The 353-nt window shown below is 51.6% G+C and carries 2 tRNA genes and 1 rRNA gene; all 3 read left to right on the forward strand.

The annotated features are described in order from the left end of the window. Positions 1 to 9: 9 nt before the first annotated feature. The 3 genes from rrf to ACZYRN_RS19320 all read left to right on the forward strand — a co-directional run bounded on the left by rrf (position 10) and on the right by ACZYRN_RS19320 (position 311). Positions 10 to 125, forward strand: a 5S ribosomal RNA gene (rrf, locus tag ACZYRN_RS19310). A gap of 20 nt (positions 126 to 145) precedes the next feature. Then, positions 146 to 221, forward strand: a tRNA-Val gene (locus tag ACZYRN_RS19315). Positions 222 to 235: 14 nt separating this feature from the next. Beyond that, positions 236 to 311: transfer RNA gene (locus tag ACZYRN_RS19320), tRNA-Thr, on the forward strand. The last annotated feature ends 42 nt before the right edge of the window (positions 312 to 353 follow it).

Genomic DNA, 353 nt, shown 5'->3' on the forward strand with positions numbered 1-353 from the left:
ATTTCATAGTCAGGTGGCATTAGCGAAGAGGTCACACCCGTTCCCATCCCGAACACGGCAGTTAAGCTCTTCAGCGCCGATGGTAGTTGGGGGTTTCCCCCTGTGAGAGCAGGACGCCGCCTGGCGATTTTAACTATACAAACATGGAGGATTAGCTCAGCTGGGAGAGCATCTGCCTTACAAGCAGAGGGTCGGCGGTTCGATCCCGTCATCCTCCACCATTTATTCTTTTAATGCCGGTGTAGCTCAACTGGTAGAGCAACTGACTTGTAATCAGTAGGTTGGGGGTTCAAGTCCTCTTGCCGGCACCATTTTCAGAGAGCCATTAGCTCAGTTGGTAGAGCATCTGACTT

The sequence above is a fragment of the Domibacillus sp. F004 genome, from assembly GCF_057814295.1.